The 22524-nt window shown below is 69.0% G+C and carries 22 protein-coding genes; 15 read left to right on the forward strand and 7 right to left on the reverse strand.

Features of this window, described 5'->3' with window-relative positions; genetic code table 11:
- Positions 1-502: transposase (locus AOM45_RS40115; protein WP_156249764.1), on the forward strand; the 502-nt coding region annotated here is incomplete at its 5' end.
- 682 nt (positions 503-1184) lie between these two features.
- On the opposite strand, the gene AOM45_RS40120 is transcribed toward AOM45_RS40115, so the two are convergent.
- From AOM45_RS40120 to AOM45_RS40130, 3 genes are read right to left on the reverse strand one after another with little or no spacing between them, the layout of a single operon-like run.
- Positions 1185-2060: a hypothetical protein gene (locus tag AOM45_RS40120; protein ID WP_030473040.1), complete on the reverse strand. Its 876-nt coding sequence runs from the start codon at positions 2058-2060 to the stop codon at positions 1185-1187.
- A gap of 51 nt (positions 2061-2111) precedes the next feature.
- Positions 2112-3311, reverse strand: a complete 1200-nt coding sequence (locus AOM45_RS40125; RefSeq protein WP_201780162.1) for an MFS transporter — start codon at positions 3309-3311, stop codon at positions 2112-2114.
- 4 nt (positions 3312-3315) lie between these two features.
- On the reverse strand, positions 3316-4308 hold the full coding sequence (locus AOM45_RS40130) for an ABC transporter substrate-binding protein (protein WP_030473042.1): 993 nt from the start codon (positions 4306-4308) through the stop codon (positions 3316-3318).
- Positions 4309-4386: 78 nt separating this feature from the next.
- Here AOM45_RS40130 and AOM45_RS40135 point away from each other — a divergent pair, with 78 nt between their 5' ends.
- The 6 genes from AOM45_RS40135 (at position 4387) to AOM45_RS40160 (ending at position 10063) form a co-directional block, all read left to right on the forward strand.
- Entirely contained in the window at positions 4387-4734 is a 348-nt protein-coding gene (locus AOM45_RS40135; protein ID WP_156094387.1) for a hypothetical protein, read from the forward strand.
- A gap of 120 nt (positions 4735-4854) precedes the next feature.
- Positions 4855-5922, forward strand: coding sequence for a PLP-dependent cysteine synthase family protein (locus AOM45_RS40140; RefSeq protein ID WP_030473044.1), 1068 nt, complete (start codon positions 4855-4857; stop codon positions 5920-5922).
- Positions 5919-7094, forward strand: a complete 1176-nt coding sequence (locus tag AOM45_RS40145; protein WP_030473045.1) for an MFS transporter — start codon at positions 5919-5921, stop codon at positions 7092-7094. Before AOM45_RS40140 ends, AOM45_RS40145 begins: the two co-directional genes overlap by 4 nt.
- A 105-nt stretch (positions 7095-7199) precedes the next feature.
- Positions 7200-8138, forward strand: coding sequence for a C40 family peptidase (locus tag AOM45_RS40150; protein WP_051784654.1), 939 nt, complete (start codon positions 7200-7202; stop codon positions 8136-8138).
- Positions 8139-8361: 223 nt separating this feature from the next.
- Entirely contained in the window at positions 8362-9348 is a 987-nt protein-coding gene (locus AOM45_RS40155) for a C40 family peptidase (RefSeq protein ID WP_030473047.1), read from the forward strand.
- A 151-nt stretch (positions 9349-9499) separates the two neighbouring features.
- The gene (locus AOM45_RS40160) at positions 9500-10063 is read left to right on the forward strand and encodes a LysM peptidoglycan-binding domain-containing protein (protein ID WP_030473048.1); all 564 of its coding nucleotides are present in this window, start codon (positions 9500-9502) and stop codon (positions 10061-10063) included.
- A gap of 252 nt (positions 10064-10315) precedes the next feature.
- Here the strand turns inward: AOM45_RS40160 and AOM45_RS40165 are convergent, their stop codons facing one another.
- From AOM45_RS40165 to AOM45_RS40175, 3 genes are all read right to left on the reverse strand, one after another.
- Positions 10316-10639 carry a hypothetical protein gene (locus AOM45_RS40165; RefSeq protein WP_035913586.1) on the reverse strand — a complete coding sequence of 108 codons (324 nt, stop codon included), beginning with the start codon at positions 10637-10639 and terminating at the stop codon, positions 10316-10318.
- A gap of 606 nt (positions 10640-11245) precedes the next feature.
- Positions 11246-11890, reverse strand: a complete 645-nt coding sequence (locus AOM45_RS40170) for a hypothetical protein (protein ID WP_030473050.1) — start codon at positions 11888-11890, stop codon at positions 11246-11248.
- Positions 11891-11987: 97 nt separating this feature from the next.
- Positions 11988-12947 carry a zinc-binding alcohol dehydrogenase family protein gene (locus tag AOM45_RS40175; protein WP_030473051.1) on the reverse strand — a complete coding sequence of 320 codons (960 nt, stop codon included), beginning with the start codon at positions 12945-12947 and terminating at the stop codon, positions 11988-11990.
- 23 nt (positions 12948-12970) lie between these two features.
- Between AOM45_RS40175 and AOM45_RS40180 the strand changes: the two genes are divergently transcribed.
- From AOM45_RS40180 to AOM45_RS40200, 5 genes are all read left to right on the forward strand, one after another.
- The gene (locus AOM45_RS40180) at positions 12971-13672 is read left to right on the forward strand and encodes a VIT1/CCC1 transporter family protein (RefSeq protein WP_030473052.1); all 702 of its coding nucleotides are present in this window, start codon (positions 12971-12973) and stop codon (positions 13670-13672) included.
- 24 nt (positions 13673-13696) lie between these two features.
- Positions 13697-13915, forward strand: a complete 219-nt coding sequence (locus tag AOM45_RS40185) for a hypothetical protein (RefSeq protein ID WP_035913590.1) — start codon at positions 13697-13699, stop codon at positions 13913-13915.
- 7 nt (positions 13916-13922) lie between these two features.
- Entirely contained in the window at positions 13923-14600 is a 678-nt protein-coding gene (locus AOM45_RS40190; protein WP_030473054.1) for an HAD family hydrolase, read from the forward strand.
- Positions 14597-16924 carry a glycoside hydrolase family 65 protein gene (locus AOM45_RS40195; RefSeq protein WP_030473055.1) on the forward strand — a complete coding sequence of 776 codons (2328 nt, stop codon included), beginning with the start codon at positions 14597-14599 and terminating at the stop codon, positions 16922-16924. Before AOM45_RS40190 ends, AOM45_RS40195 begins: the two co-directional genes overlap by 4 nt.
- 99 nt (positions 16925-17023) lie before the next feature.
- Entirely contained in the window at positions 17024-18196 is a 1173-nt protein-coding gene (locus AOM45_RS40200) for an FAD-dependent monooxygenase (protein WP_030473056.1), read from the forward strand.
- 11 nt (positions 18197-18207) lie between these two features.
- Here AOM45_RS40200 and AOM45_RS40205 read toward each other — a convergent pair whose 3' ends face one another.
- Entirely contained in the window at positions 18208-19179 is a 972-nt protein-coding gene (locus AOM45_RS40205) for an alcohol dehydrogenase catalytic domain-containing protein (protein ID WP_030473057.1), read from the reverse strand.
- Between the two features lie 97 nt (positions 19180-19276).
- Between AOM45_RS40205 and AOM45_RS40210 the strand changes: the two genes are divergently transcribed.
- From AOM45_RS40210 to AOM45_RS40220, 3 genes are all read left to right on the forward strand, one after another.
- Complete coding sequence (locus AOM45_RS40210) at positions 19277-20443, forward strand: beta-1,3-glucanase family protein (protein ID WP_030473058.1); 1167 nt, start codon at positions 19277-19279, stop codon at positions 20441-20443.
- Positions 20444-20525: 82 nt separating this feature from the next.
- Positions 20526-21197: a response regulator transcription factor gene (locus AOM45_RS40215; RefSeq protein WP_030473059.1), complete on the forward strand. Its 672-nt coding sequence runs from the start codon at positions 20526-20528 to the stop codon at positions 21195-21197.
- Positions 21194-22522: a HAMP domain-containing sensor histidine kinase gene (locus AOM45_RS40220; RefSeq protein WP_030473060.1), complete on the forward strand. Its 1329-nt coding sequence runs from the start codon at positions 21194-21196 to the stop codon at positions 22520-22522. Before AOM45_RS40215 ends, AOM45_RS40220 begins: the two co-directional genes overlap by 4 nt.
- Positions 22523-22524 lie beyond the last annotated feature (2 nt).

A 22524-nucleotide genomic window follows, 5' to 3' on the forward strand; every position in this document is an offset into this window, starting at 1 on the left:
CGGGACGGGCCGGTGCGGCCGCCGGCCCGCTGACACGCCCGTCTACCCGGACGAGCCGGTCAGCCTGGCCCGGCACGTGGCCGCCGCTGGCCGCGAAGCCGCACTCACCGTCACCTGGCGCGAAGGCAGCAAAGGCGCACTGTCCTCACAGTTCGTGTTCCTGCGAGTCCGGCCCGCCGGGCATCGCGTCCCCCGCGACCTCGACGACGGCATCCTGCCCGAGCGGTGGCTGATCGCCCAATGGCCCGACGACGAACCCGAACCAGTCACCTACTGGCTCTCCAGCCTCCCAGCCGACACCAGCCACACCGACCTCATCCGCTACGCCAAGATCCGCTGGCGGATCGAACACGACTACCGCGAACTCAAGACCGGCCTGGGCCTGGACCACTTCGAGGGCCGCTCCTGGCAGGGCTGGCACCGCCACGTCACCCTGGTCACGGCGGCGCACCTGTTCCTCACCTTGCTGCGAGCAGACCCAAAAGCGGCTGCGCCGGCCTGACCCTCTACAAGGTCGTCCGCGAACTGCAACTACTCCTCGCGACCTGGACCGGCGTCTGCCTGACCTGCCACCAAACCGTGAAACCGCTACGCCACAACAACTACCGACTAACCTAACAAAGCACTACTAGGCGCCACGTGAAAGATCGAGGCTAGCGGCCCCGGCAAGCACTTCCAGCGCGCTCCATCAGACGAAGATGATCTTTGCGAATCTCACTTTCACGTCATTTATGCAGTCGAGATGACGTGACCGATGAGAAAATGAAGTCGATTGCGAGACCCTACATGCCCGGTGGGGCTTCCAGTCGGACTACCTGTCGAGTGTCCTTTTAGGCGGGTAGCCCCTCGGCGCGCTTTTCCGCCTGGTCAAAGGGTTTGCAGGCCCTACCGATGCAACGCCCGACTCACCCCACGGGAATGAGAATGATGAAGGCGTGTCGCTGCGGGCAGCCCGCGCAGGCTGCCGACGCGGCCCGTTCGAACGCAGACAGGGTTGATCGGTCCAGTAGGTAACGATTCGGCGACCCTGATGATCCGTTCACCCGCGCTCTGCGCGGCACCTACAACGATCTTGAAGCCGAACGGCAGGCCGCCCTGTCCGCCGTCGCTGTGCTGGACGCCGCCGACGACGCTGCACCCACCCGGCCCGACGCGGCGGACGCGGACCTGCTGGACGCGCTCCCTTACCTCACCTGGAACCTGTCAGATGCGCCAGAACCGTTGCTACGTAAGCTTTTCGAGGCAGTCAGCCTCACCGTCCGAATCACCGACGACGGCGACCACGTGACCATCAACGTCCGCCTACCCGCCGACACCATGCCCGAGATCATCAGCACCGCCGAAACGATCAGCACCGCCGTCAAACAAGCAAAACCCCAGATCACAACGTGTCTAGCGCTTGTGCCGATGCTGTAAAGCCCCCAACCGGGATCGAAGCTGCACAACGCGTACCGGTCGGTGCCGACTGTGCCGAGCCGGGTGGCCGCGAAGACGTCGCACGGCGCGGGCTCCTCCAGCCAGCCCGCCGGTGACCGCGTCCAGTACCTGTTCTCCTCCCCGAACCGCGCCAGCGAGACCTGGCCCGGCGCGATCGAGCCGAACGCCTGGCCGGTGACCTCGACGCCCGGCACCGGCTGCCACGTGCCGAACCACAGCTCGCGGTGGAACAACCGCGACGACTTGCCGTCGTAGATCACCGCGAGAAACCCCGAGTCGTCGAACCCCAGTGCCCCAACGGTTCCCTTGATTCCCGACGGCTCCCAGCGCGTGCCGCCGTTGCTGGTGACGAACAGCTGCTCGCCGTCGGTCACCAGGCCGGCCGCGTCGTTCGCGAAGAGCACCCGCAGCCGGTCGGCTTCCGGTACCGCCAGCGCCGGGGTCTTCACCCGCGTCCACGAGCTGCCGCCGTCGAGCGTGCGGACGAGCTGCGGGCACTTCGCGGTCTGGCACAGGGTGTCGAGGCCCAGCACCCAGCCGCGGTCAGCGGACGTCCACGACGTCGACGCGGGCACGACACCGGTGGCGGCGTGCGCGACGAACGTGGTCAAACCGGTCAACAACAGTGAAACAGCAAGAACAGCAATGCGTTTCCCCCACATCGCCTTCTCCCCTCAAGAGGCTGGTTTCCACTCAACACCTCTTGCGCGTGAAGCGGCAACCACCCACAACGCCACCAAAACCCCGGCACCGCCGGAGAGCAGGAACGTGAGCCGAGGCCCGACGGCGTCCAGCAGCAGACCACCGCCGACGTACGAAACCGCTGCCGCCACACCGATTCCGCCGTAGAAGTTGCCGAACACCCTGCCCGTCCGGTCACCGGGCACCAGCCGCTGGATCAACGTGCTGTGCGCGACGTCCATCGCCGCGATGCCGAGCCCGCGCACGGTCTGCAGCACGAACGCCAGCGCCACACCGGAGGCGACCCCCGTGAGGAGGTTGCCGGCGCTGCTGATCACGAAACCCGCCACCAGCAACGCGACCATGCTCGCCCGCGCCGCTCCCCTGGCCAGCAACAGGTACCCGGCGAGCAGACCGATGCCCACCGACGCCAGCAGCAGCCCCACCGCGCTGTCGGAGGCGTGGAACACGTCCTTGGTCAGCATCACGATCGCCACGTCGTCGATCGCGGTGCACGCCACCACGCCGCAGAACCCGAGGAAGATGATCCGCAACGCGCGGTTGTGCCAGATCTCGCCCAGTCCCGCCCGCGCGTCGGAGAAGAGCGATCCACCGAACTCGGCCGGCCCGGTCAGTTTCGGCAGCTTCAGCAACAACAGCGCCGACAGCCCGAACGACAAGGCGTCCACGAGCAGGGCACCGCGCAGGCCGACCAGCGGGATGAGCGCGGCGGCGAGCAGCGGCCCCAGCGCCTCGGCGGCGTTGGAACCGAAGCCCAGCACCGTGTTCGCCTGCCCCAGGTCGTCGTCGGACACCAGTGACGGCACCGCCGCGCGCGAGGCCGGGAGGAAGATCTGGCCGAGCACGGCGCGGACGCCGACGAGCAGGAGCAGGACCGGCAGCGGCGGCAACGTGAGCGCGATGACCGCCAGCAGCACGCCCTGCGCGAGCTCGCAGCTGATCATCACCGTCCGCCGGTCGAACCGGTCGCTGATCACGCCGGTCAGCGGGCTGAGCAGCGAGGGCGCGAAGTCGCCGACGAGCAGCAGGGCCGCCACCGCGATCGCCTTCCCGGCGACGGACTCGACGTGCAGCATCAGCACGACCAGGCTGAGCATGTCCCCGAGAACGGAAACGACCCGTGCGGTGCTCAGCACGCGCAACGGGCCGTTCTCCTTCAGCAGCGTCAGCACACGGTCATCGTGCCAACACCTGTTCGAGCTGGTCAGCCAATTTGTTCATGATCTTGGCGTAGGACGCGAAGCTCAGCGGGGCGACCGCGTTCCACTCCACGAACCGGCCGGCCCGCACCGCGGGCAGCGCCTGGAAGACCGGGTGGCCCTGGATCATCTGCTCGGGGTTGAGCACGTGCTGACGGGTGTCCCACATGATCACGTGCTCTTTGTAGGTCCCGGAGTTCTCCCACGACAGCGACTGGAAGTAGCCGCCGCCCTCGGTGTCGGGCTTCTCCGGCGTGAGCAGCGGCAGGCCGAGCTCCTTCGCGTACCAGTCGAGGTCCGGGTTGCGGGCGGGCACCGCGACGTAGAAGAGCTTCGGGTCGGCGCCGACGACCTGGATCTTCTGGTTCGCGGCCGTCATCTTGGCGCCGATGGCCCTGAGCCGGTCCGCGGCCTTGGTGAACGCCGCCTCGTCGGCCTTGACCTTCGCCGACTCGACGTCACCGCCGAGGGCCTTCGCGAGCTCGCGGAAGCGCTTGATCCCGTCCGGCAGCTGGATCTTCGACTGTCCGATGCCGACAGTCGGGGCGATCTTGAGCACCTTCTCCTCGAACTCGGCGGTGAGGTGCCAGAGCCCGGTGACCTCGGGGTAGTAGCCGGCGACGACCAGGTCGGCGTTCAGCGCGGCGAACTTCTCGAAGTCGATCTCGCCGTAGCCGGGGCCGGTGATGTCGGTGACCTGGCTCGGGTCGACGCTGCCCGCTTCCGGGTCGGTGCTGCCGTCCGCGTGCTTGAGCGGCCCGAACGTGCCGACAACGTTGACACCGTAGTCCTTGAGCGCACCCGCGGCGGACACCTGCGCGACGACGCGTTCAGGACGCTTGGGCGCGGTGACCTCCTTGCCGCGGTCGTCCTTGAACGACCACTGGCCGCCCTGCTGCTCCGCCGGAGCGTTCTCACCGCACCCGGCGACCAGGCCGAGCAGCAGAACCGCGGCGACTGTCCTGCGCATTGTCCACCTCCTGAGGTTAGCTTTACCTAACCTAGCAAGAGGCTTTACAAGATCCGCAACACCTGTACGTTGGTAACCGTGTGGAATCACTTGACGACGGGGCGTCGCATCGCCGTTGTCGTCGCGTTGATGCTCCTCGCGGTCTTCGGGCTCCAACCGGCCTGCCCGCCGGAGCCCAGCCATCACGGCGCGTTCGTGCCCGGCATCTCCGGCGAGTTCTGCCACCACGGCGACACCCACCACCTGTCCGCGCCCGCGCCCGCGCAGGCGGCCGTTCAGGCGAGCGCCGCCGCCCTCACCGCGCCGGCCGCGGACGTCACGCCGCCCGCACGCCCCGGCACCACGGCACAGTCGTGTCCGTGGCGTTCCGAGCACTCCCGCTCCGGACGAACACTCCTGCTCGACCTCGGGATCTCTCGAACATAGGTCGACCGCCTCTCTTTTGCGTGCTGCGGCAGGACTTCCCGGCTCGTGCCGACGGTCCTGCCGCGATGACGCGCGCTCTCGCGACGGCTTACGACCACTTTCTTCCGAGGGACTCCCCCAATGTCTGTTCCTGTGCTGGACCGCAACACTCCCGCGGGCATCGTCGGCAACACGCCCGTGCTGTGGATCGACGAGCTCTCCCGCACGTCGTCGTCCGGTTTCTGGGCGAAGCTCGAATCCGCCAACCCCGGCGGCGGCATGAAGGACCGCGCCGCGCTGCACATGATCGGCCGCGCGCTGGAACGCGGTGACCTGCGCCCGGACGGCCACGTCGTCGAGTCGACCAGCGGCACGCTCGGCCTCGGGCTCGCCCTGGCCGGAGTCGTGCACGACATTCCGGTGACGCTCGTGACCGATCCCGGCCTGGAGCCGATCATCCAGCGGATGTTGCGCGCCTACGGGGCGACCGTTGATCTCGTCGAGCACCCGCACCCCACCGGAGGCTGGCAGGAGGCGCGGCGCGAACGCGTGGCGGAGCTGCTGGCCTCACTTCCCGGCGCGTACTGCCCCGACCAGTACAACAACCCGGACAACGTGGCCGGGTACGCGCCGCTGGCCCACGAGCTGGCCGCGCAGCTCGGGCACGTCGACGTGCTGGTGTGCGCGGTGGGGACGGGCGGTCACTCCGCCGGCGTGGCGTCCGTGCTGCGCCGCCACTTCCCGTCGTTGCGACTCGTCGGCGTGGACACGATCGGGTCGACGATCTTCGGCCAGCCGGCGCGCACCCGGCTGATGCGCGGTCTCGGGTCGAGCATCTTCCCGCGCAACGTCGACTACCCGGCGTTCGACCAGGTGCACTGGGTGAACCCCGGCGAGGCGGTGTGGGCGTGCCGGACGCTCGCCTCGCACCACTACGCGAGCGGCGGCTGGAGCGTCGGCGCGGTCGCGCTCGTGGCTTCCTGGCTGGCGAGGACCTCCGCTCCCGGCACGCGGATCGCGGCGGTGTTCCCGGACGGGCCGCAGCGGTACTTCGACACGGTGTTCAGCGACGAGTACTGCGCCGCGCACGGCTTACTGGACGTCGTTCCGGCAACCGAGCCGCTGGAGATCTCTTCGTTGCGGGAACGCGAAGTGCTGTCGTGGACGATGTGCCGGTCCGTTGTGGACCCTCTGGCGGTGACGGCGTGATCGCGCAGTTCCGCTCGTTCGACCGCAGCGTGCAGTTGTTGCTGCTCAACCAGTTCAGCATCAACGTGGGCTTCTACATGTTGATGCCGTACCTCGCTTCCCATCTGTCCGTGACGCTCGCGCTGGCCGGGTGGGCCGTCGGGCTCGTCCTGGGCGTGCGGAACTTCGCACAGCAGGGCATGTTCCTGATCGGCGGCACACTCGCGGATCGCCTGGGGTACAAGCCGTTGATCGTGGCGGGATGCGCGTTGCGGACCGGCGGGTTCGCGTTGCTCGGTCTCGTTGACGGGTTGCCCGCGTTGGTGATCGCCTCGGCGTTGACCGGATTCGCGGGGGCGTTGTTCAACCCGGCGGTGCGCGCTTACGTGGCCGCCGACGCCGGCCCGCGCCGCGTGGAGGCGTTCGCGTTGTTCAACGTCTTCTACCAGACCGGAATCCTGGTGGGGCCGTTGGCCGGGCTGGCGTTGACGGCCGTGGACTTCCGGCTGACGTGCCTGGTGGCGGCCTTCGTGTTCCTGGTGCTGACGGTGCTGCAGTGGCGGTCGCTGCCGCAGCGGGCCGGGTCGGTGTCGGGGAACTCGGTGCTGGCGGACTGGCGGGTCGTCGCGGGCAACCGGCGGTTCGTGCTGTTCGCGGTGGCGATGACCGGCTCGTACGTGCTGTCGTTCCAGGTCTACCTGGCGTTGCCGCTGGCCTCGGGATCGGCGGTGCTGACCGCGGTGTTGTTCGCCGTGTCGGGCGTGCTGGCGGTCGCGGGCCAGATGCGGGTGACGGCGTGGGCGCGTGAAGCGTTCGGGCCGGACCGGTCGCTGGCGCTCGGGATGCTGGTGCTGGGCCTCGCGTTCCTGCCCGCGATCCTCGGCGGCTCGGCGGGGCTGATCCTGTGCGCGGCACTGCTCGCGCTCGGGACGATGGTGGTGTTCCCGTTCGAGATGGACAAGATCGTGTCGTTGTCGGGCGACCGGCTCGTGGCCACGCACTACGGCCTCTACAACACCGTCGTGGGCGTCGGGATCCTGCTCGGGAACCTGCTCACCGGAGTCGCGTTCGACACCGCTGCGCGCGCGGGGGTGCCGTGGGTGCCCTGGCTCGCTCTCACGTCGGTGGGGCTCGGGTGCGCGTGGGCGCTGAGGACGCTGGCGTCCCGTGTCGAGGCGCACCAGGCCGCCTGATCCGACTGAACCCGGTCAGCCGTTCGGCCGTAGGCCTCCTCAGAAGCCGATACCGACTTTTGAGGAGGCCGCGTGCCCGGCCGACGTGCTGCAAGGACAACCGCCATGGCCGCCGTGGTCGCCGCGACCGTGGTGTCGATGCCAACGGCGCACGCGCAACCAGCCGACGAGGCGCTCAAGACGTACACCGAGCTGACGCACCACGCCGAGAAGCTCACCCAGGACCACCTCAAGGCCACGGGTGACCTCGCGAAGGCCAACGCGATCGTCGGCATCGCGACGGAGGCCGAGAAGAAGGCGCTGGCCGAGTCCGAGCAGTACCGCGGCCAGGTCGACGTGCTGACCACCGCGTCGTTCGAGGGCGCGCGGCTCAACAACCTGTCGGCGTTCCTCACGTCGACGTCCCAGCAGGACTTCCTGGAGCGGATGCAGGCGATGAACATCATCGCCACCGACCAGAACGCCGCCGTGTCGCGGATGAACGCCACTTTGGACGCGGCGAAGAAGGCGCGTTCCGACGCCACCGCCGCGGCCGCCGCGGCGGAGAAGCTCGTCGCGGACGTGACCGAGCGCAAGACCGCCATGGACCAGCAGGTGACGGCGGCGCGCACCAAGTACCAGTCGTTGTCGGCGCCGCAGAAGCAGACGCTGGCGGCTTCCGGCCCCAAGGTGACCGTGAACGCCCCCGCCGGCGCCGCTGGGCAGGCGCTGCAGTTCGCCCTGAGCCAGCAGGGCAAGCCGTACGTGTTCGGGTCGAACGGCCCCGACTCGTGGGACTGCTCGTCGCTGGTGCAGGCCGCGTACCGCTCCGCCAACGTGTCCATCCCCCGCGTCACCTACGACCAGGCGAAGGTCGGCCGCGCGGTGAGCCGTGCCGAGGTCGCGCCGGGTGACCTGATCATCTACTACTCGGGTCAGTCGCACGTGGCCATGGCCGTGGACAACGTCCGAGCGGTGCACGCGTCCACCGAGGGCATCCCCGTGAAAGTTGCGAACATCGACTCGATCGGCCCTATTTCGGTGATTCGTCGGGTCGTCGGGTGACGCTTCTCTCCCACCCCGCGATAAAGCGACGTAGACGTCTGTGAGAGCGTGCTGATCGGTGAACTGTTGAGGACCCGGTGGTAGACGAACATCAGGTCGTTCCGTAACCTGTCCGAGACCTTCGGCCCAGCAGTTAACCCACTCGGGGCACACGCCAAGGTTGTCGCCTTACGCGCAGTAGTTCTCGCGGGGGCGACTGCCAGGAAGAAGGAGGACCCGCGACGTGGTGTCGCAACCCTCGCGCCGTACCGTGCGTGGAGCGCTCGTAGCGACGGCAGCAGTCGTCGCGGCCGCTCTCCCCACGACGCCGGCCACCGCACAGCCTTCTGCCGCTGATGCGCTCGCGAAGTACAACGAGCTGTCCGAGAAGGCGTCCCAGCTCAACCAGGACCACCTGAAGGCCCAGGGCGACCTCGAGGCCAAGCAGCGTGAACTGGAAAAGGCCAAGGGCGATCTCGCCGCTGCTCAGAAGGCCGAGGAGTCCCTCCGCGGCCAGGTCGACGTCCTCACGGAGGCCACCAACTCCGGCGCGCGGTTCAGCCAGCTGTCCGCGCTGCTGGTGAGCGACTCGCAGCAGGACTTCCTCAACCGCATGTCGGCCATCAACATCCTGGCGGCCGACAACGCCGAGGCCCTGAAGAAGCTCACCGACGCCGTCGACGCGGCCGACAACGCCTCGAAGACGGCGAACGAGGCCACCGAGGCCTCGAAGAAGCTGCTCGGCGAGATCGAGCAGAAGAAGGCCGACCTGGCGAAGCAGCTGGACGAGGCCCGCAACCAGTACAACTCGCTCAGCGCGGCCACCAGGAACTCGCTGAAGAACGCCGGCGACATGTCGACGATCCTGGTCCCGCCCGGCACCGCCGGTAAGGCCCTGGAGTTCGCACTGGCCCAGCGCGGCAAGATGTACGTCTACGGCTCCAACGGCCCGGACACCTGGGACTGCTCCTCGCTGATCCAGGCCGCGTACCGCTCGGCCAACGTGTCGATCGGCCGCACCAGCTACGCCCAGGCCGCTGCGGGCCGCCCCGTCTCGCGCGCCGAGGTCAAGGCCGGCGACATCATCGTCTACTACTCGAGCCAGTCCCACGTGGCCATGGCCGTGGACAACGTGCGCGCCGTGCACGCGTCCACCGAGGGTGTGCCGGTGAAAATCGCGGACATCAACTCGATCGGCCCGATCTCAGTGATCCGCCGCATCGAGGGCTGACGTTCTTCGTCGGTGAACGCCCCTTGCCTCCGGGCAGGGGGCGTTTCGCTTTCACTCCAGCGGGTGCACGTGCCTTCGCGGCCCGGCGAGGTGTCCGGCTCTTGGCTACGTTCCGCTTCGGCACCGTCATCGTCCGAAGTGGAGCGTCTCAGTGGACACCTTGCAAGCCGGGCAGGAACTCACCCGCGGCCAGCAGCTCACCACCGCCAACGGCTACATGCTGACCCTGCAGTCCGACGGCAACCTGGTGCTGTCCGAGAACACCGGCACGGTGTGGGCCAGCGGCACCGACGGCAAGGGAGCCGTGCGCGCCGCGTTGCAGGACGACGGCAACTTCGTGCTCTACACCGGCGACAACAACGCCGTGTGGGCCACCAACACCGCGGGCAACAACGGCTCGCGCCTGGTGCTGCAGGACGACCGCAACCTCGTCGTGATCGCGGGCGACGGCAGCGCCAAGTGGGCGTCGGGCACGAACACCGCGTCCCCGCAGGCAGCCCCCGAGGCCGCCGCGCCGGTTGTCGAGGAGCCGGCTGCTCCTGCTGCTCCTGCTGCTCCGGCCGTGCAGACGTACACCGTGCAGGGTGGCGACACGTTGTGGGCGATCGCCGAGCGCTTCTACGGTGACGGGAACCGGTACGGCGAGATCGCTTCGGCGAGCGGGATCTCGAACCCGGACCTCATCCACCCCGGACAGGTGCTGACGATTCCCTGAGGTTCGCCTCACAGGCCCGTTCTCGGGCACGTTGCGGACGTCGGTGGCTCCTTTGGGATGCCGTTGCTCGGGGATGCCGTTGCTCGGGGGGTGCCGTCGTTCTGGGATGCCGTCACTCTGGAACGCCGTCGCTCTGGAACGCCGTCGCTCTGGGATGCCGTCGTTCGGAAACGCCGTCGTCCGGAATGCCTGAACGGGCCGGCCCCATCGCGGGGGCCGGCCCGTTCCGCACGTCTGGTCCGCGCCTGACTCTCAGCCGACCTGGCCGTTCGGGCTGTCGGGCCCCTCCTGCCGAGCGATCGCGAAGGCGGGGTTGCCGTCGGCGTCCTGGCGCACGTCGAGGACCTTGTCCTCCAGGTACTGGGCGGCAGCCGGTTCCATGATGACCTTGGCCCCCGCCGGAGCCGCCACCACTTCATCGCCATCGACCGGCTCACTGAGCGACAGCTCCAGAGCGGTCTGGCTGTTCTGCTCGGCGGCCAGGGCGAAGCGCAGGCCGACGCCGTCGTCGGTGCCCTCTGACTGTGACGTCAGCTCGTTGATGACCTCAGCAGCCATCGGCGTCACTTCGAGCATGTCGGCCCCTTCATCAGGAAACAAGAAACTCGTTCCGTGTTCCCGACCTGGGCCGAGTTCAACCACCGCTCGCCGAATTCGCCGGCAATTGGGCGGGAGCGGGGGCGTTGGCGCAGGTGAGAGGCTTGGCCGCCTGAGGTCGGTCGGACGTTCTCGGCGACGCCGCGGGCCGCACTCCCGGCTTCCCGGGGAGTCGGGCAGCCGTGCTCCAGCTGGGCTTGGGACGTGCCACGTCGGCCTCATCTCCAGGCCGCATCACGCACCAGTCGACGCGACGCGTGGCCAACGCGACGCGTGTCGGGAGTGGCAGATGGCGGGAGCGGCGCGCCGTGTGGGATTGCCCTGCCTGCGCGCGACGTTGACGGGTTGGGCTCTCTGCACGCGGCGTGGGCGGGGGCCGCGCCGCCTGCGCACGGCCTGGGCAAGCTTGGCGCTGGGGTGCACGACCGCGTTCGATGCGCCGCTGACGCCGCGTGCGGCGCACCCGAACGCCAACTCCGCCTACGCCACCCGGTGCGCCGACCTCGACACCTCGCTCCCCACGCGCCAGCCACACACCGAAGCCCGACCCACCACACGCGGCGCACCACGCGCCCAGCCCCTCGCCTACGCCACCCGATGCGCCGGCCTCGACACCTCGCTCCTCACGTGCCCGCAAGCCGAGCACACCCGCTGCACCGGGATGAGGTCCGCCACCAGGCGCCACGAGTCCGCGAACGACGGCACCTCCTGGCCCGGCACCAGCAGGCTGTCCAGGACCTCCTGGCGGCGGCGGCCCTTTTCGCGGCTGCGTTCCACCGGGTCGCGGCGGTGGGCGAGGGCTCGGGATTCGGCGCGGGCGCGTTCGCCTTCCGAGGTCAGGCTGGTGCCTCGACGGGGGGCGTGCAGGGCGGCGTTGCGGCGGTTCACGCGGTACCACTCGCCCAGCGACACGCCTGGTAAGGGTGGGCGGGCCAGGCGGGCGCCGTCTGCTGTCCAGGTGCGGAGGCGGGCTCGCAGGAACTCGTGGGCCACCTGGGCTCGGGAACGCGGCCTGCCCTGGCGGGTGCCGTCCGGCTTGGTGTCGACGGCCACCAGCAGGGCGTCCACGCTCCAGCCCGCCGCGAACCACGGCTCCAGCAGGCGGCGGACCCAGCGGCGGTCGGCGTCCGGCCACGAGGCGCGCACGCACAGGGACTCCACGGCGACGTCCACGTCGGCGTCTGTGGACGGCACCACGCGGCCCGGCCAGCGACGGGGTTCGATCTGCATCTGACTGACCTCCCTGTAGCACACACGAACATCTGTTCGACATGCTGCCACGGGGGTCTGACAAAAATGGAACACCTGATCTCTGACCAGGGGAAACTCACCCGATCAGCACAGCGGCACCGGTCACCCGACCAGCCCTGAGGTCCGACAGCGCCAGGTTCGCCGCGGAAAGCGGATACGGCTGCACGGCGACCTCCAGCCGATGCGAGCCGCAGAACGACAAGAACTCAGCCGCGTCGGCGCGGGTGTTCGCCGTGACCGACCTGATCTGCCGCTCCTGGAACAGGTGCCGCGAGTGAGAGAGAGCCGGAACGTCGGTCAGGTGGATCCCGGCGATCGCCAGCGTCCCGCCCCGGTCCAGAGCCTCCAACGCGGGCGGCACCAACGTCCCGACCGGCGCGAACAGCACCGCCGAGTCCAGCAACACCGGAGGCGAGAGATCACCAGCCGAAGCCGCCCCCAACGACAACGCCAGAGCTCGCGCCGCGGAGGACCGCGTCACCACGTGCACCTCGTACCCACGAGCCACCGCGACCTGCAACGCCAGATGAGCGGAGCCGCCGAACCCGTAGATCCCCAACCGCCCACCAGGTGGCACCGCGGCACGCTTCAACGCCCGGTACCCGATGATCCCGGCACACAACAACGGCGCCAGCGACTCGTCCGAATACCCCGAAGGCAGCCGCAACGCATAAGCAGCAGGAACGACCGCATAAGACGCATAACCCCCGTCGGCGTCCCACCCGGTGTAAAGCGACGACGGGCACAGGTTCTCGTCACCGCGCAGACAAAATCGGCAACTCCCGCAGGTGTGCCGCAACCAGGCGATTCCCACACGTTCGCCAACGACGAAATCGCCGCTGGCAACGACAACCTCACCAACGACCTGATGCCCTGGCACGACCGAAACGCGGTGCACGGGCAGATCGCCGTCCACGACGTGCAGGTCGGTGCGGCACACCCCGCAGGCGAGTACCCGCACCAGCAGCTCGCCCGGAGCGGGCGCGGGCACCGGCACGTCCGCGGACCGCAACGGCGTGGTCTGCCACGAAAGCATGATCCCCAGGTTAGCCTGCGGAAATGACGCACGACGAGCCCCACGACGAGGTCACCGGCGATCGCATGAACTGGCTGCGCGCAGGTGTTCTCGGTGCGAACGACGGCATCGTGTCCACCGCCAGCCTCGTCGTCGGCGTCGCCGGCGCGACCACGGACCGGGGGCAGATCCTCATCGCGGGCCTCGCCGGTCTCTTCGCGGGCGCGATGTCGATGGCGTCCGGCGAGTACGTCTCCGTCAGCAGCCAGCGCGACGCCGAACGGGCACTTTTGGCGAAGGAGCGCCGCGAGCTCAGGGAGATGCCGGAGGAGGAGCTCGAGGAACTGGCGGAGATCTACCAGGGCAAGGGCCTCGACGCGGACACCGCGCAGGAGGTCGCGAAACAGCTCACCGAGCACGACGCGCTGGCCGCCCACGCCGAGGCCGAGCTGCACATCGACCCGGACGAGCTCACGAACCCGTGGGGCGCCGCCGTCGCGAGCTTCATCGCGTTCACGATCGGCGCCCTGCTCCCCCTCGCCGCGATCATCCTGACACCGACCAGCCTGCGCGTCCCGGTGACCGTCGTCTCCGCCATCCTCACCCTCGCCCTGACCGGGTTCATCAGCGCGAGGCTCAGCGGTGCGGGCAAGCGGCGCGCGATCGTGCGCAACGTCGTGGGCGGGCTGGTCGCGATGGGTGTCACCTACGCGATCGGTTCGCTCGTCGGCCAAAGCATCGGATAGCGCCGAACTGGGTACTGCCAGGACATGAGTGAAGAACGTGGCGCGTACGTCCCGCAGGACACCGACAGCTTCGAGGCCCTCGACGAGGACAACCTCAAGCACGACCCGTTGGAGACCGAGCCGGAGGAGGGCTGGGCCGAGTCCGACAAGTACGGGATGACCGAGTACGAGCAGGCACATCCCCGTCCTCTCGACGAACGCCTCAAGGAAGAGCGCAGCGATGTCGGCGAGCCGGGTGCATGATCGAAGCATGAGCCTCGGCATCCCGGAGAAGATCACGGCGTTGCTGTTCGACCTGGACGGTGTGCTCACCAGCACCGCCGTGCTGCACCGCCAGGCGTGGCGGCAGACGTTCGAGGGCATGGGCCAGCCGTTCAGCGAGCAGGACTACCTCGCCCACGTGGACGGAAAACCGCGCTACGACGGCGTCCGCAGCTTCCTGGCCTCGCGCGGCCTCACCCCGCCGGAGGACGAGATCCGCCGCATCGGCGACCAGAAGAACAACCTGGTCAACCAGATCATCGACGAGCAGGGCATCACGCCGTACCCCGGCTCGGTGCGCTACCTCCAGGCAGCGCGCCAGGCGGGTCTGCCCATCGGCGTGGTCACCTCGTCGGCCAATGCCATGCGCGTGTTGCGCGCCGGCGATCTCCTCGACTACGTGGACGCTCTGGTGGACGGCAACGTGATCGTCGCGTCGAACCTCCACGGCAAACCGGAACCGGACTCGTTCATCGAGGGCGCGAGAAGGCTCAAGACGGCACCGGAGAACGCCGCCGTCTTCGAGGACGCGCTCGCCGGGGTCGCGGCGGGTCACAAGGGCGGGTTCGGGTTCGTGGTCGGCGTGGACCGCGGCAACCAGGCCGAAGCCCTCAAGACCAACGGCGCCGACGTCGTCGTCAACGAGCTCGACGAGCTGCTGTCATGAGCTACGCGATCGAACCGTGGCAGCTGCGCTGGCAGGGCCTCGCCGTGGACCAGCTGCACCGCACCGAGTCCACGTTCGCCCTGTCCAACGGCCACATCGGCATGCGCGGCACCCTTGACGAGGGTGAACCCAGAGGTCTCCCTGGCACGTACCTCAACGGCTTCTACGAGGAGCACCCGCTGCCGTACGGCGAGGCGGGCTACGGTTACCCCGAGGCCGGGCAGACCGTCGTCAACGTCACCGACGGCAAGATCATCCGGTTGCTGGTCGAGGACGAGCCGCTGGACATGCGCTACGGCAACGCGATCGAGCACGAGCGGACGCTGGACTTCCGCTCCGGCACGTTGCGCCGCCGCACGGTCTGGGAGTCGCCGACCGGCCGGCGTGTGACCGTGCGCAGCGAACGGCTCGTGTCGTTCACGCAGCGCGCGGTCGCGGCCATCCGTTACGAGGTCGAGCCGCAGGAGGACCTGCAGCTCGTCGTGCAGTCCGACCTGCTGGCCAACGAGCCGACCATCCACCGCACCAACGATCCCCGCGTCGCGGCCGCGCTGGACGCCCCGCTGGTCAACGACTTCACGATGGCCGAGAAATCGCGGGCCGTGCTGTGCCACCACACCAAGGTGTCCGGCCTGCGCATGGCCGCCGCGATGGACCACGAGATCTGCATCGGCGAGGACGGCGACGAACAGGACCCGCGCACGGAGATCCGCGCCGAGGCCGACCTCGCGCGCTACACCGTGGCAGTCGACGTGCCCGCCGGCAGCTGCCTGAAGCTCACCAAGTACCTCGCCTACGGCTGGTCCGGCCAGCGTTCCACCCCGGCGCTGCGGGCCCAGGTCGAGGCCGCGCTCGCCGGTGCCTGCCAGACGGGCTGGGACGGGCTCGTGCGGGAGCAGCGGGAGTTCCTCGACGACTTCTGGCAGGTCGCGGACATCGAGATCGAGGGCGACGACGAGCTGCAGCAGGCCATCAGGTTCGCGTTGTTCCACATCCTGCAGGCCGGCGCCCGCGGGGAAACCCGTGCCATCCCTGGAAAAGGTCTCACCGGACCCGGCTACGACGGTCACGCGTTCTGGGACACCGAGATGTTCGTGCTCCCGGTGCTCACCTACACGCTGCCCGACGCCGCCCGCGACGCGCTGCGGTGGCGTCACTCCACTTTGGACAAGGCACGCGATCGCGCGAAGGTGCTGGGGCTCAAGGGAGCCGCGTTCCCGTGGCGTTCGATCAACGGTGCGGAGTGCAGCGCGTACTGGCCAGCGGGCACGGCCGCGTTCCACGTCTCCGGCGACGTCGCCTACGCCACGCAGCAGTACCTCAACGCCACGAACGACGAGTGCTTCGACCGCGACGAAGCGACCGAGATCCTCGTGGAGACCGCACGGTTGTGGCTCTCGCTCGGGCACCACGACCCGCACGACGGTTTCCGCATCGACGGTGTGACGGGCCCGGACGAGTACTCGGCGATCGTGGACAACAACGTCTACACGAACCTGATCGCGCAGCAGAACCTGTGGGCCGCCGCCGACGCCGCGGAACGCAACCCGAGCGACGCGACGGAAGAGGAGATCCGAGCCTGGCGCCGGGCCGCCGACGACATGGCGATCCCCTACGACGAGATGCTGAAGGTGCATCCGCAGGCGGACAACTTCACCAAGCACGCGGAGTGGGACTTCGAGAACACACCGGAGGAGAAGTACCCGCTGCTGCTGCACTTCCCGTACTTCGACCTGTACCGCAGGCAGGTCGTGAAGCAGGCGGACCTCGTGCTCGCGATGCACGTGCGCGGCGACGCGTTCAGCGACGCGGACAAGGCGCGCAACTTCGCCTACTACGAGGCCCGCACCGTGCGCGACTCGTCGTTGTCGGCGGGCACGCAGGCGGTGCTGGCCGCGGAGGTCGGGCACCTCGACCTGGCGTTCGACTACCTCGTCGAGGCGGTGTTCACCGACCTGCACGACCTGCACGACAACGTCAACAACGGCCTGCACATGGCCTCGCTGGCGGGGGCGTGGATGGCGCTCGTCGCCGGGTTCGGCGGCATGCGCGACCACGGCGGTGAGCTGACGTTCGCGCCGCGGCTGCCGGCCTCGCTGACGCGGTTCTCGTTCCGGATGGCCTTCCAGGGCACGAGGATCTCGATCGACGTGTGCGAGACCGAGGCCACCTACCGGATCGTGGACGGCACCGAGCTGAAGACCCGGCACCACGGCGAACCGATCACGATCACGGTGGACGAGCCGGTGACGATGCCGATCCCGAAGGCTCCCGAGCTCGAACGGCCGAAGCTGCCGTTCGGCAGGGAGCCGCGTCGGCGCTAGCGCCTGTGTCGAAGTCCGGTTCGATGAGAGTCGAATCGGACTTCGACACAGGCGCTAGGGTCCCCGAGTCACATCCGCACGGGCGATTTGGGGGCCGTGGTGAGCAGCAGCAAGGTTCTGGTGACAGGGGCGAGCATCGCTGGGCCCGCGCTGGCCCACTGGTTGCGACGGCGCGGAGCCGAGGTGACCGTGGTCGAGCGGGCGCCGGGCTTGCGCCCCGGTGGTCAGGCCGTGGACGCGCGCGGGGTGACCAAGGAGGTCATCCGGCGGATGGGCCTGGACGAGGCGGTGCGCGCGGCCTGCACCGACACGGCGGGTGCGTACAACGTGGACGTCGACGGGAACGTGCTGGAGACCTTCCGCGCCGACGACAACGGCGGTGACGGGTTCATCGCGGACATCGAGATCCTGCGCGGGGACCTGTCCCAGGTGCTCTACGACGACACCCGCGACGGTGTCGAGTACGTCTTCGGCGACCGGATCGCCGAGCTCACCCAGGACGCGGACGGGGTCGGCGTGACCTTCGCGAGCGGTGGCCGGCGGCGCTTCGACCTGGTGGTCGGGGCCGACGGCCTGCACTCGTCGCTGCGCGCGATGGTCTTCGGGCCGCGCGAGCGGTACATCCGCCACCTCGGGCTCGTGCTGGCGTTCTACAGCGTTCCCAACGAGTTCGGGCTGGACCGCTGGTTCATCGAGTACCAGGACCAGGTGACCGCGCGCTCCGCCGCCCTGCGGCCCATCCAGGACGCCACCAGGGCGATGGCCATGTTCGCCTTCCCGGCCGCCGACTTCGAGGTCGACCACCGCGACGTCGAGGCGCAGAAACGGCTGCTGCGCGAGCAGATGGCCGGACTGGGGTGGCTGACCCCGAAGATCCTCGCGCACCTGGACGACACCCCGGACTTCTACCTCGACCAGGTCGCCCAGGTCGTGATGGACCGCTGGTCGGACGGACGGGTCGGCCTCCTCGGTGACGCCGCGTTCAGCTCGTCGCCAATGTCCGGGCAGGGCACCGGACTCGCTCTCGTCGGCGCCTACCTGCTGGCGGGCGAGCTGGCCGCCGCCGAGTGGGACCCCGAGGCCGGGTTCGCCGCCTACGAGACGCGGATGCGCCCGTTCGTCGAGGCCAACCAGGAGATCGGGCGGCTGCACGCGCACAGCCGCGCCGTTGCGCGGCCCGAGGGCGAGCCGGATCCGGAGCCCGACATGGACGCGCTGATGGCACTGGTCGACCGCGCGCTCAACGGCATCGAACTACCCGACTACGACTAGGGCCGCCATCGTCACAGCTCCAGCACCACCTTCACGTCGTCAGGCCGTTGCTCGAAAGCCTCCCGATAGGACTCCAGCGGAACTCGTCGAGTGATCATCGCCGACAGCCAGTCGTCATCCGCGCGGTCCAGCACGGCCGCCGCCTCCCGGTAGTGCCGCACGTTCGCGTTGACGGTCCCGAACACGATCCCGTTGCGCAGCACCATGTCCCGGTTGGCCTGCCCGAGATCGGCGGGCACGACCTCGGTGGACGGCACACCGGTGAGGCACACCAGGTCACGGCCCAGCAGCCGGGCGACGAGCTTCGGCGCTCCCGTCGCCTCGATCACGACCTGGTGATCGGGCAGCGAGCGGTGGTAGGTCGCGCCGAGCGCCTCGACCAGGTCCGGTTTCGGCCCGTCCACCGCCAGGTCGAACACGTGCACGTCGAGGCCGCGCTGCACGCCGATCAACGCCGCCAGCAGCCCGATCGGTCCCGCGCCGGTCACCAGGACGCTGTCGAACCCGAACAGCGCCAGCCGGTCCAGCCGTTCCCAGGCCTTCACCACCACCGAGGCCGGCTCGACGAGCACACCGGTGGAGGAGCTGACACCGACGGCGTAGGACGCCGGCACCGTCCACAACGTCGAGGCGTAGCCGTCGAGCCCGGTGATCCCCCGCTCGGTGTACTGCCCGTTCCGGCACAGGTCGAACTCCCCGCGCGCACACGCCACGCAGGGCACCGGGTCGGGTCTGCGGACCACCCCGGCGACCAGCGAGCCCGGTTCGAACCCCGGTCCGCTGATCACCCGCCCGAGAGACTCGTGTCCGATCACGAGAGTTCCGCCGACCCCGAACTCACCGCGCACGATCTCGCGGTCCGTCCCGCAGATGCCGACCGCGAGGCCCTCGACCAGCAGGTCTTCCGGTCCCGGCTCCGGATCGGGCAGTTCGGTCAACGACAAGGAACCGGGGTGTGCAAGATCCACCGTCAGCGCGCGCATGAGAACCATTCTTGACATATCAACACGATCACGCTGACCATGGGAGCGCTCTCACCAAAATGATCGAGCACTGCCTGTCTCAGTGAGGAGATAGTCGATGCGCAAGCTCCTGCTGCTCGCGACATCGGCCCTACTTGGGCTGACAACGTTGTCCCCACCCGTTCAAGCCGCTCCACCGAGCCTGCTCCCGCTCACCGTCACGAACAACTCCGGCCGCGGCGACGCGGTTCACCTGTACGTGTTCGGCGAGATGGGCGGAAGGCTCGGGTACGTCAACGCGAGCGGCCAGTTCACCCCCTGGTCCGGCGGGACGGTTCCGCCGTCACCCGCGCCGGACGTCTCGATCCCCGGCCCCGCCAACGGCGCGAGCCGCACCCTGCAGATCCCGATCAACCTGGCCGGCGGCCGGCTCTACATGTCCTTCCGGGACAAGCTGAAGTTCGGCCTGGTGCCGAACGGGCTGGTGCAGCCGGCACCGTGGGCCGCGGGTGACCCGAACCGCGACATCCTGTTCGACTGGAGCGAGTTCACCTACAACGGCGGCGGGTTGTGGTTGAACAGCTCCCAGGTGGACATGTTCTCCGTCCCGCACGCGGTCGAGGCGACGTCCCAGGCGGGCGCGACCCGCAAGACCGGCGAGCTCGTCTCCGGCGGGCGCAACCGGATCTTCGACCAGCACCAGCAGCTGGGCGGCGACTGGTCGCGGTTGGTCTACACGCGCTCCGACGGCACCCGGCTGCGGGTGCTGAACCCGAGCAAGGGCCTCGACGCGGGCGTGTTCTCCAGTTCGTACTTCGCGAACTACGTCAGCAGCGCCTGGTCGACGTACCAGAACACGCCGCTGACCGTCGTGCCGTACCAGAACGAGCCGAACCGCAAGTTCACCGGCCGCACCAGCGGTGGCGTCCTCAACTTCACCAACACGGCGGGCCAACAGGTCGCGTCGTTCCAGCAGCCGTCGACGCGGGACGTCTTCAACTGCGACGGCAGGCTGGCCGCTCCGAACAACGACGTCGGCGCGATCTCCCGCTCGCTGTGCGCCGCGCTCAACCGCTCGACGCTCGGGTACCTGCACACCCAGCCGACCTACAACGCGAGCGAGTTCTACACCCGCTCGACCACGAACCACTTCTCCCGGATCGTGCACCAGAACATGGTGGACGGGAAGGCGTACGGGTTCGCGTTCGATGACGTCGGCGCGTTCGAGTCACTTGTCCACGAACCCAACCCGCGTTCGGCCAAAGTCACGCTAACCACATTCTGAACCGAAGCGTTCTTGCTTTTGATCGACTTTCACTCCACTGTGTGAGACGCCGTCGCCGCGGCTCTCACACAGTGGAGTCGTTGTGTGCGTAAGGGTCCTGCTGGTCGAGGACGACGAGCGAATCCGGCAGGCGTTGAGCCTCGCCTTGTCCGACGAGGATTTCACCGTTGACGAGGCGGGTTCGGGTGAAGAGGCGTTACCGCGTTTGGAGACCGAGTCGTTCGACGTGGTGCTGGTCGACCTCACGCTGCCCGGCATGGACGGGCTGGAGGTCGTGCGGACGCTGCGGGCCCGCGGTGACCTGCCCATCATCGTGGTGACGGCGCGGACCGACGCCCGCGACATGATCGCCGGGCTGGAGGCGGGAGCCGACGACTACGTCACGAAACCGTTGATGGCAAGCGTTCTCGCGGCACGAATCCGCGCGTTGTTGCGCAGGCGCGGCCCCGGTCGTGAAGCCGTTCGGGTGGGCGATCTGGAAATCCGTCCGCAGGAAGGGCTCGTGCACCGAGCGGGGGAACGCGTTCACCTCACCAGAACCGAATTCCGGCTGCTGCTGGAACTCGCTGGTGCGGGCGGCCGAATCGTCACCAGGGAACAGTTGCTGCAAAAGGTTTGGGGATATGACTACTTCGGTGACACCCGACTGCTCGACGTGCACATAAGAAGGCTGCGCCGCAAGATTGAAGCCAACCCCGACGACCCCGCGCTGCTGCTCACCGTGCGCGGCAGCGGCTACCGGATCGGCTCGTGAGCCTCACGCTGCGCTGCCGGGTCACCCTCTCGTTCGGCTTCGGGCTGTTGATCGTGACGAGCGTGCTGGCGTTCGCGACGTGGAACCTCGCCTCCGGCTACATGCTGCGCCAGCGGGAGGCGAGCGCGACGCGGCAGGCCGAGGTCAACGTGCGGCTGGTCGAGAAGTCCCTGTCCTCACCGGGACTCGACGAGCTGCTGACCGGGCTCACCACCGGCCCGGACTCGTCGATCCTGCTGCTCAGCCCGGACGACCTGGTCACCGCGGGCCGCAAGGTGGAGCCGTCGCAACTGCCCGCCGCACTGGTCGAGCACCCGCCGGGCCGGGAGCGGATCGTCGTGGACGGGGTGCCGATGCTCGCCGTGGCGCTGCCGGTGGCGGGCGACGCCGTCTACGTCGAGCTGTTCGGGCTGCAACAGCTCAACCGCACGTTCGCGTTCCTCAGCGCGGTGCTGGTCGCGGGCACGATCGGGTCCGCGCTGCTCGGCGCGGCCCTGGGGTCGTGGACGTCGAAGCGGGCGCTGAAACCCCTGGCGGAGCTGAGCTGCGCCGCGGGCAGGATCGCCGGTGGGGACCTGCGGGCCCGGCTGCCCGACCAGGACGACCCGGATCTCGCGGCGCTGGCGGCGAAGTTCAACTCGACCGCGCAGGCGTTGGAGCAACGGGCGTTGCGGGACGCCCGGTTCGCCTCGGACGTCTCGCACGAGCTGCGGTCGCCGCTCACGACGATGGTCAACGCGGGTGCGGTGCTGCGCCGGCGTCGCGAGCACCTGCCCGGCACGGCGGGGACCGCGCTGGAGCTGCTGACGTCGGAGGTCGACAGGTTCGCGCGGATGGTCGTGGACCTGCTGGAGATCTCGCGGGCCGACCAGATCGACGACCCGCCGCCGGAGGAGATCGCGCTGGACGCCCTGGTGCGCAACGTGATCGCGACCCGTGCGGAGGTGCCGCTGGAGCTCGAGCCGGCCGTCGTGCTGGGTGACCGGCGGCGGCTCGACCGGGTGCTGACGAACCTGCTCGACAACGCCGAGCGGCACGCCGGTGGCGCGGTGCTGGTGTCCGTGCGGGTGCTGGGCGACGCGGTCCGGCTGGAGGTGGAGGACGCCGGGCCGGGGGTGCCCGAGACGTTGCGGGAGCAGATCTTCGAACGGTTCGCGCGCGGCGTGATGGCGGGCAGCAGGGGCGACGACACTGGCAGTGGTCTGGGGCTCGCGCTCGTCCGCGAGCACGTGCACCGGCTCGGCGGCCGGGTGTGGGTGGAGGACCGTTCGCCGAGCGGCTCCCGGTTCGTGGTGGAGATGGTCTTACGGAGTTCTGACGGCTAGCC

It is taken from the genome of Lentzea aerocolonigenes, assembly GCF_000974445.1.
GTDB lineage: Bacteria > Actinomycetota > Actinomycetes > Mycobacteriales > Pseudonocardiaceae > Lentzea > Lentzea aerocolonigenes.